The following is a 569-nucleotide window of genomic DNA, read 5'->3' on the forward strand; positions in this document are numbered from 1 at the left end:
TTCTTGGTAATCAATGCGCGGTAACGTTTAACGGTTGCAAACGTCGATTCTTCAGAAGCTTGCGCACGAATCAGCTCCGCTTCTGCACTAAGCAAATCCGCTTGAAATGAAGAGTCATCAATTTGATACAACGACTGACCTTTTTCCACAACGCCACCTTCAACAAAGTTACGTTCTGAAATAATACCCGTTACCTGTGGGCGGACTTCCGCCTCTTTAAATGCACGGCTGCGGCCCGGCAACTCAACCGTCAAAGCTTGTCGAACAGGTTCAACCGTCAACACATTCACTTCGGTTGCGGGAGCGGCGCCACCACCTTGCTCAGTTCCTTCTTGGCTTGGTTGACATCCCGCCATAAACAGGCTCGATGCAATCAGCAGCGATAGCGTGGTTCTACGTCTCATGAAACATCTCTCTTATTTTGCAAGCCCTACAAATATCCAATTCAATGCGTTCTGAATGGCTCGATTATGATTAGTGGATATGCATCTATCCCAAACAAATTAGTTAGAATGATAATTACCCAGTGTTGTACATACAACAAAATTTACGTTTCTATACGCTTGTCG

The 569-nt window shown here is 45.5% G+C and carries 1 pseudogene; it reads right to left on the reverse strand.

What is annotated here, in order from left to right:
• Positions 1 to 404 (reverse strand): annotated as a pseudogene (gene vmeA / locus R7040_RS28705) (multidrug efflux RND transporter periplasmic adaptor subunit VmeA); the annotation flags it as partial.
• Positions 405 to 569 lie beyond the last annotated feature (165 nt).

The organism is Vibrio sp. 1069, from assembly GCF_033340555.1.